The organism is Bradyrhizobium sp. AS23.2, assembly GCF_001908185.1.
Taxonomy (GTDB): domain Bacteria; phylum Pseudomonadota; class Alphaproteobacteria; order Rhizobiales; family Xanthobacteraceae; genus Bradyrhizobium.
The window spans coordinates 1-7384 of sequence record NZ_LGHM01000027.1 but is presented as its reverse complement, the minus strand read 5'-3'; the positions used below and the strand labels follow the sequence as shown (position 1 = coordinate 7384).

6 protein-coding genes, 5 pseudogenes and 1 other annotated feature are annotated in these 7384 nt (G+C 62.9%); of the genes and pseudogenes, 8 read left to right on the top strand and 3 right to left on the bottom strand.

What is annotated here, in order from left to right; genetic code table 11:
• Positions 1 to 126: 126 nt before the first annotated feature.
• Positions 127 to 372, bottom strand: a pseudogene (locus AC630_RS05765) (DDE-type integrase/transposase/recombinase); the annotation flags it as partial.
• Positions 373 to 462: 90 nt separating this feature from the next.
• Between AC630_RS05765 and tnpA the strand changes: the two are divergent.
• The 4 genes and pseudogenes from tnpA to AC630_RS48205 all read left to right on the top strand — a co-directional run.
• Entirely contained in the window at positions 463 to 885 is a 423-nt protein-coding gene (tnpA, locus tag AC630_RS05760) for an IS66-like element accessory protein TnpA (protein ID WP_074117559.1), read from the top strand.
• The gene (tnpB, locus tag AC630_RS05755; RefSeq protein ID WP_074117558.1) at positions 879 to 1232 is read left to right on the top strand and encodes an IS66 family insertion sequence element accessory protein TnpB; all 354 of its coding nucleotides are present in this window, start codon (positions 879 to 881) and stop codon (positions 1230 to 1232) included. Before tnpA ends, tnpB begins: the two co-directional genes overlap by 7 nt.
• A 51-nt stretch (positions 1233 to 1283) precedes the next feature.
• Positions 1284 to 2756, top strand: a pseudogene (gene tnpC / locus AC630_RS05750) (IS66 family transposase); the annotation flags it as partial.
• A gap of 92 nt (positions 2757 to 2848) precedes the next feature.
• Positions 2849 to 3442, top strand: a pseudogene (locus AC630_RS48205) (site-specific integrase); the annotation flags it as partial.
• A 220-nt stretch (positions 3443 to 3662) separates the two neighbouring features.
• Here the strand turns inward: AC630_RS48205 and AC630_RS05740 are convergent.
• Positions 3663 to 4235: a tyrosine-type recombinase/integrase gene (locus AC630_RS05740; protein ID WP_083636122.1), complete on the bottom strand. Its 573-nt coding sequence runs from the start codon at positions 4233 to 4235 to the stop codon at positions 3663 to 3665.
• A 58-nt stretch (positions 4236 to 4293) separates the two neighbouring features.
• Between AC630_RS05740 and AC630_RS05735 the strand changes: the two genes are divergently transcribed.
• The 4 genes and pseudogenes from AC630_RS05735 (at position 4294) to AC630_RS05720 (ending at position 6876) form a co-directional block, all read left to right on the top strand.
• Positions 4294 to 5013, top strand: coding sequence for a tyrosine-type recombinase/integrase (locus AC630_RS05735; RefSeq protein ID WP_245330269.1), 720 nt, complete (start codon positions 4294 to 4296; stop codon positions 5011 to 5013).
• The gene (locus AC630_RS05730) at positions 5010 to 6011 is read left to right on the top strand and encodes a tyrosine-type recombinase/integrase (protein ID WP_074117560.1); all 1002 of its coding nucleotides are present in this window, start codon (positions 5010 to 5012) and stop codon (positions 6009 to 6011) included. Before AC630_RS05735 ends, AC630_RS05730 begins: the two co-directional genes overlap by 4 nt.
• A 113-nt stretch (positions 6012 to 6124) precedes the next feature.
• A pseudogene (locus AC630_RS05725) lies at positions 6125 to 6277 on the top strand (transposase domain-containing protein); the annotation flags it as partial.
• The gene (locus AC630_RS05720; RefSeq protein ID WP_074117555.1) at positions 6274 to 6876 is read left to right on the top strand and encodes a plasmid pRiA4b ORF-3 family protein; all 603 of its coding nucleotides are present in this window, start codon (positions 6274 to 6276) and stop codon (positions 6874 to 6876) included. The pseudogene AC630_RS05725 and the gene AC630_RS05720, both read left to right, overlap by 4 nt.
• A gap of 42 nt (positions 6877 to 6918) precedes the next feature.
• Here the strand turns inward: AC630_RS05720 and AC630_RS05715 are convergent.
• Positions 6919 to 7384 (bottom strand): annotated as a pseudogene (locus AC630_RS05715) (IS3 family transposase); the annotation flags it as partial.
• Positions 7222 to 7338 (bottom strand) — a sequence feature (AL1L pseudoknot). Its footprint overlaps the pseudogene before it by 117 nt.

The window sequence follows — 7384 nt, the reverse complement described above, 5'->3', positions numbered from 1 at the left end:
CTTGCGTGATCCAGAACCATCCGAACCGCTCGGTCCCGGACCTCGGGTGAAAACTTGTTCGTCGTCTTGCTTGTCATGGCTCCATCCTCTCAGGAGTTGGAGCCTCCGGCAAACCCGGGACGGTTCAGATACGTATTGGCTGCCCCTGTCGCTGTGGTGCACGAGCCCGCCACGATGGACCGGGCGTCGATCATGGAGTGCCTGCTCCAGAGCATCGAGCACGAAGCCTGCATGCGCCGTGCGCGAGGCCCGCCAGCCCACGATCCTGCGAGCATAGGCGTCGATGACAAAGGCGACGTAGACGAAGCCGGTCCAGGTTGCGACATAGGTGAAGTCGGAGAGCCAAAGGACGTTCCGCCGTGGCGCCTTGAACGTAAGCGTGGCGTTGAGGCCCTTGAGAATTTTTGTACTCAGTCCTGAGAGCACCGCTAGAAGAGTCCATCTTCTGCAAGGGTGCTCACAATGGACGACCATTCGGACGACATAAGACGACCGTTGTCACCGCGTATCGAAGTGTACGCAGGCGCAGGTCGAAAGCGCTGGCCGGACGATTTGAAGGCACAGATTGCCGCGGAGAGCCTCGAGCCGGGGGCGATTGTCACAAATGTCGCGCGTCGCCATGGGTGCCGGCCCCAGCAGGTGCACGACTGGCGGCGCCGGGCGCGTTTGGGCCAGTTGGTGCTGCCGGCTTCGGCGGACACGCTGTCGTTCGTGCCGGTAGTATCGGAATCGGCGCTACTGGCGGCCGCAGAGCCCACCAGGTCGCCGGAATCAGCCGTTGTGACGGTTGAGCTCCAGGGGGCACGAGTGGAGGTGCGGGGGACGCCTGGCCTTGCTGTGTTGAGTGATGTGTTCTTGGCGCTTCGACCGACACATTCATGCTGACCCCGCCCGCGAGCCTCATGATTTACGTGGCGACGCAACCCGTGGACTTCAGAAAAGGTGCGGAGGGCTTGGCGCTGTTGGCGAAGGAGACGCTGGGCCATGACCCGATGAAGGGCGTGGCGGTGGTGTTCCGTGCGAAGCGCGCCGATCGGGTGAAGATTGTCGTGTGGGATGGCGGCGGCCTTGTGATGTATTGGAAGCGGCTCGATGGCAGCGGCTTCAAATGGCCTCCTATCGTGGCTGGCGTGATGCGGATGAATGCCGCCCAGCTGTCCGCGCTTTTGGCCGGCATGGATTGGACGCGGATGCACGCGCCTCGAATCCCGCAGCCGAAGGCGCTTGCGTAAAGATACAAATCTTCGCTGCATCGGGGCGCGAAGCATGGCAAGCTTGTGCCAATGAGTGATTTGCCCGATGAGCTGCCGAGCGATCTGGCCGAGTTGCGTGTCTTTGCCGCGGCTCTGCTGGATCGCTGCGCCAGGCTTGAGCGGTTGCTCAAGCTTGCAAAAGATGCGCGGTTCGGTCGGTCCTCGGAAAAGCTGGACGCTGATCAGCTACAGCTTGTTCTGGAGGACATCGAAGAGGCCGTCGCGGCCCTCGAAGCAGCCGAGGATCGCGCCAATCCCAGAACCTGCGAGAAGAGGACGGCCGAGCGCAGAGCCAACCGTGGTCAGTTGCCGGAGCATTTGCCGCGCATCATCGAGACCCTGATGCCCGCTGCAACCTGCTGCCCGTGCTGCGCAGGCGTTCTTTTTGAGATCGGCCATGATGAGAGCCAGAGGCTGGACGTCGTACCGGCGCAGTATCGCGTCATCGTCACCCGCCGACCCAAACTGGCCTGCCGCGCCTGTCACGGCGTCGTCCTTCAGCACGCCGCTCCCGAGCGATTGATCAGGGGAGGACTGCCGACCGAGCGGCTCGTCGCGCATGTGATCGATGCCAAGTATCATTGGCATTTGCCGCTTTACCGCCAGGCGCAGATGCTGGCGACGCACGGTATCGCCATCGACCGTTCCACGCTCGCCTTCTGGGTCGGCTATGCCGCTCAGGAATTGAAGCCCTTGTGGCATCGTCTGCGCCTGCTTCTGCTCGCCTCTTCGAAGCTCTGTGTCGATGAGACCCCCGCACCGGTGTTGGATCCGGGGCGCGGCAGGACCAAAACCGGCTACTTCTGGGCGCTCTCGCGCGATGACAGGCCCTGGGCCGGACCTGACCCACCTGGCGCGGTTTACGCCTATGCACCGGGCCGTGGGGCCGTTCATGGCTTGCAGCTGCTTGAGGGCTATCGTGGCATCATCCACTGCGACGGCTATCAGGCTTACAAGACCATGACCCGAGAGACGCGTGCGGACGCCTTGTCCGGGACGCTCGCCTTCTGCTGGTCGCATCTGAGGCGCCAGTTTGTGAAGATCGAGCGCGAGGCTGCTCCGGCGCCAGCTCCGGTTGCCCGCGAGGCTCTTGAGCGCATCGCCCAGCTTTACGCGGTCGAGAAAGCGCTCCGCGGCCGATCGGATGCCGAACGCCGTGCTGGCAGGCAGGCGCATGCCCGACCTCTGGTTATAGCCTTGAAGCAGTGGTTTGAGGCCAAACTTGATCACGTTGCACAGAAGAGCGACACGGCGAAGGCCTTGCGTTACGCGCTGCGTCATTGGGACGGCCTGACGCTCTACCTTGATGACGGGCGCATCGAGATGGACACGAATGCTGTCGAGCGTGCGATGCGGCCGATCAAGCTCAACGCCAAGAACTCCCTTTTTGCCGGTTGTGACGAGGGCGCCGAGAATTGGGCCGTCCTGGCTTCATTAATCGAGACCTGTCTATGCCGAGTGCGGCATAGACAGGTTTGGACGACTGCCGAACTATGCCGAATGGGCTTGTTTTCCCCGAGATTCACCGTGAGCGGCGTGTAATCGGCTCGGCATAGTTTGTCTTGTACCTCCGCTTTCAACAGCGGAGGTCAGGTATGATTGCGAAAGAGTACTTGGGCAGAAGCCGGCTGTACCGGCGTCTCAGAGGCGGACCGCACGGACTGCTCATCGAGCGCTATGGCGCTCGTCTCGTCGAAGAGGGACTCGTTCAGCACGGCACGTGGCGTTGCCTCAACGTGGTTGGCGGGCTCCTGAGTTGGATCGCAGGCCGTCGCTTTGGGCTGCTCGATCTCGATGAGCAGGTCGTTGAGCGGTACCTCCGACATCGAGGCGGGAGGCAGTCTATCCAACCTGGTGACCGGGCCGCGCTCAAGCGATGGCTGTCGGTGCTGCGCGAGGAAGGCGCGATCGCGCCGACGGTGCTGCCGCCTCTCACCCCGCACGAACGGATCTTCAAGGAGTTCGATGCCTACCTGCGATCAGAGCGCGGGTTGGCCCCGAGGTCCATTGTCCGCCATCTCCCGGTTATCCGCAGGTTCCTGCACGAGGTGTGCTCCGGCGGCGCCACCGCCCTGTACAAGATCAGCCAAGAGGACGTGATCCGCTACATTGAGCGCCACGCCCAGGATTGGAGCCCGGGAACAGGCAAGGCGCTGTGCTGGTCGCTGCGCGCCTTTCTCCGTTACCTCCACCATCGGGGGCTGAACGCACGCCCATTGGCGGATTGCGTTCCATCGTTGCGACGGTGGAACCTCGCAACTCTGCCGACCTATTTGCCTGCCGCTCAGGTGCGGAAGGCCCTCGACGGTTGCGACCGAGAGACGGTGAGCCGACGGGTCTGGTGCTCGTACTTGTATCCCAGTCCCTTGCGCATGCTCAGGTACTTATCGAGTGCGGAGCGCAGATTGGTCATTGCACGCCTCCCGGCCAGGGCAGGCTCAATGTTCTCAGCGCATCGATGTCGACCTTCGCGTAAATCCGAGTGGTGTCGTGGTTCTCGTGCCGCAGCAGTTGTCCGATCTCCGACAAGGTCGCGCCAGATCGGAGAAGCTCAGTAGCGAGACTGTGTCGGAAGATATGGGCGCCGCGGTGTGCGCAACCTTCGATTCCAACGCGATCGAGAGCGACCTTGGCGATCATGGTGATCGCACATCCGGAAGCAAAGCCGACGTGCGGCGCGAGTGTGCGGACGAACAACCGTCGGCAGGACGACTTTGGGCGACCATTGCGCAGATATGCAACGATGGCCGCGCCAACGTCTGGCGGTATTGGCATCCGTGCACGCTGTCGGCCCTTGGCGCGAACGAGTATCTCGCTGGCGCGCCAGTCGATATCATCGAGGGTGAGCGTCGCGACCTCGTCGGCCCGCAGGCCGAGCTTGGCCAGCAACAACAGAATGGCGTAGTCGCGCCGTCCCATCACCGACTTCGTCGCCTTCATGGAGAAGCGTAAAGCCAGGATCATCACGACGAGGCTGGCCATGGAATGGGCAACGTTGCCGCCCGATCGTCATGCATCCTGGGCGCTGCGATTGAGCGACGTGCGCGGGTTCGCGCGCCATGTCGCCAACTTCGATCCGAGAACGGAGGTACCGCCCGTGGGCATGCTGCCGGGATGGAAGCGCGCCAAGCCCTATGTCTACAGCGACGCGGAGATCCTTGCGTTGCTGACGGCAGCGCTGGCTCTGCCGCCAGCGGACGGGCTGCGTCGATGGACCTACCATACCTTGTTCGGGCTGATCGCGGTGACGGGCATGCGCATATCCGAGGCGATGGGCCTGGAGCGTGATGACGTCGACCTCGATGCCGGCGTGCTGACGGTCCGGTTGACCAAGTTCGGCAAGTCGCGGCTCGTACCTTTACATCCGACGACGAGAACCGCGCTGCGCGACTACGCCCGCCGGCGCGATGCGCTGCTCGGATCACGCTGCGCCTCGACCTTCTTCGTTGCCGAACAGGGAGGCCGCTTGCTTCACCAGTACGTTCATCGCGTCTTCTGGAGATTGTCCAGAGAGATCGGGCTGCGGCGCCCAGGTGATCGTACCGGGCCACGCGTGCACGACTTCCGTCATCGCTTCGCCATCCGGACGCTGCTCGACTGGTATCGCGGAGGCAAGAACGTCGAGCAGCAACTGCCAGTGCTCTCCACTTACCTCGGCCACGCCTGCGTGCGCGATACTTACTGGTATCTCTCTGCCTGCCCCGAATTGATGGAAGAAGCGGCGCGGCGTCTCGATCGGCGATGGGAGGTGACGCCATGAAGCCCGCCTGCAATCTCGCCACGTTGATCGAGCGCTTCTTCACCGAGCGCCTCATGCGCCAGCGCAACGTTAGCGGCAACACGATCGCCTCCTACAGGGACACGTTCCGGCTGCTGTTCATGTTCGCACAGATGCAGCTGCGGAAGCCTCCATCGGCCCTGACGCTCACCGATTTGGACGCAACGTTCATCGGCGCGTTCCTCACCGATATCGAGGTAAGGCGCGGCGCCAGCGCGAAGACGCGTAACCTGCGTCTGACCGCCATCCGATCCTTCTTCAGGTTCGTGTCCTTCGAGGAGCCGACACACAGTGCGCTGATCCAGCGCGTGCTCGCAATACCGAGCAAGCGCCACGACAAGCGACAGGTGCACTTCCTGACGCGCCCCGAGATCGAGGCGGTTCTCGCCGCGCCCGATCGAACGACGTGGCTTGGCCGCCGCGATCACACGTTGCTGCTGGTCGCGGCCCAGACGGGCTTACGCCTCTCCGAGCTGACCGGCCTTGACCGGGATGCCGTCCACCTCGGATCTGGCGCACACGTACGATGCATCGGTAAAGCGCGGAAGGAGCGGACCACTCCGCTGACCGTACTCGCTCGGTGCGCGCTCCAGGCATGGCTCAAGGAACCGTTGCGGAAAGGAGCAACAGCTTTGTTCCCCAACGTGCATGGGGGGCGGCTCAGTGCCGACAGCGTCCAGTCACTGCTGGGAAAGCATGTTCGTGTCGCTCACAAGAGTTGCCCGTCCTTGAAGGCCAAGAGCGTGTCGCCGCACGTGCTGAGGCACAGCGCTGCGATGGAACTGCTGCAAGCCGGCGTCGACTGCTCCGTGATCGCGCTGTGGCTCGGTCATGAATCGGTCGAGACGACGCAGACGTACCTGCACGCCCATCTCGCCCTCAAGGAGGCTGCCCTGGCGAAGCTCAAGCCGCATCAGCGCGGCAAGCGAACCCGCTTCCGGCCGAACGACCGCCTGCTGGCCTTCCTGGAGGCGCTCTGAACGACCAGACTATGCCGAATGGAATGGGGCTGCCGTGCACGCGATCGACCATGCCGCCGTGACGACGACGCGCCATACCGGACCCGTTCGGCATAGTTCGGCGGGCGGCATAAACCTGTAAGCTCAATGGCGTCAGTGCCGAGCACTGGCTCGCTGATGTTCTCGCGAAGCTCGTCAATGGTTGGCCTGCGGCGCGACTGGACGAACTGCTCCCTTGGGCGTCGATCTACACGATGCATGCACACGATCTGAGGCTGGCGGCATGAGCCTGAACACGACCGCGGTCCGGATCAAGGTGACCCTCAAGGACGTGAAACCGGAGGTGATGCGTCGCCTTGTCGTCCCCGTCACCCTGCGCCTTGATCGGCTGCACCTGACGCTTCAGGAGGCATTTGGCTGGACGAACAGCCACCTCTTCGAGTTCTTCGCCGGTGAGGTCCGTTGGGGGATTCCCGACCCCGACAATGATTACGGTCACCAGCCCTTGGATGCCAGCAAAGCGCGGCTTTGCGATGTCGTTCGCGAGACCGGCGTCAAGACGATCCATTATCTCTATGACTTCGGCGACAGCTGGGATCACGTAATCAAGCTCGAAAAGTGGTTCGACAATACGACAACGGAGGGACTTCCCCTCTTGCTCGAGGCCGCCGGTCGTTGTCCTCCGGAAGATGTCGGCGGTGCGCCAGGCTATGCCGAATACCTTGAGGCCATCAGCGACCCCACCCATCCGGAGCACGAACAAATGCGCCTCTGGGGCCCCGAGCAGTTCGATCCCAACATCGTCGACCGGAAGGCGCTCGAGGCCGCCGTCAACGCATTGCCGGAAATATGGAAGCCGCGCCGGCGCACCACGCGCTCAAAATAGACGTCAAGCACCAATCAAAAGGGCCGCAGAGCTACGCTTACCCTTGAACTGGCGGTTGACGTGATCCAGCGGGCATGGCGCCGCCTTGTCGCTGATCGTGGTCTTGACGGATTTGCCGCGGATGACCCCTTGCAAACCCATGTCCCGCATCAGCCGCGACACCGTGCAACGGGCAACATCGAAGCCTTCGCGCTTGAGCTGGCGCCAGACCTTGCGCACGCCGTAGACGGAGAAGTTCTGATCGAAGACGCGCCGAACCTCGATCTTCAGCGCGACGTCCTGCCTGGCGCGCGCCGACCGCTTCGCCGGATCGCGCCGTTTGGCCACATGGGCGTGGTAGGTCGAGGGGGCAATCGGCAAAACCTTGCAGATCGGCTCGACCCCATGCGCCCCACGATGATCGTCAATGAAGGCGATCATGGCTTGGACCGGCGGTCGAGCTCCGCCATCGCAAAATAAGCGCTCGCCTTGCGCAGGATCTCGTTGGCCTGCCGAAGCTCACGGTTCT

What these genes read in the sequence shown, in the direction of transcription:
- tnpA (WP_074117559.1), top strand. Translation starts at nt 463, where the DNA reads ATGGACGACCATTCGGACGACATAAGACGACCGTTGTCACCGCGTATC.
- tnpB (WP_074117558.1), top strand. Translation starts at nt 879, where the DNA reads ATGCTGACCCCGCCCGCGAGCCTCATGATTTACGTGGCGACGCAACCC.
- AC630_RS05740 (WP_083636122.1), bottom strand. Translation starts at nt 4,235, where the DNA reads ATGGCCAGCCTCGTCGTGATGATCCTGGCTTTACGCTTCTCCATGAAG.
- AC630_RS05730 (WP_074117560.1), top strand. Translation starts at nt 5,010, where the DNA reads ATGAAGCCCGCCTGCAATCTCGCCACGTTGATCGAGCGCTTCTTCACC.
- AC630_RS05720 (WP_074117555.1), top strand. Translation starts at nt 6,274, where the DNA reads ATGAGCCTGAACACGACCGCGGTCCGGATCAAGGTGACCCTCAAGGAC.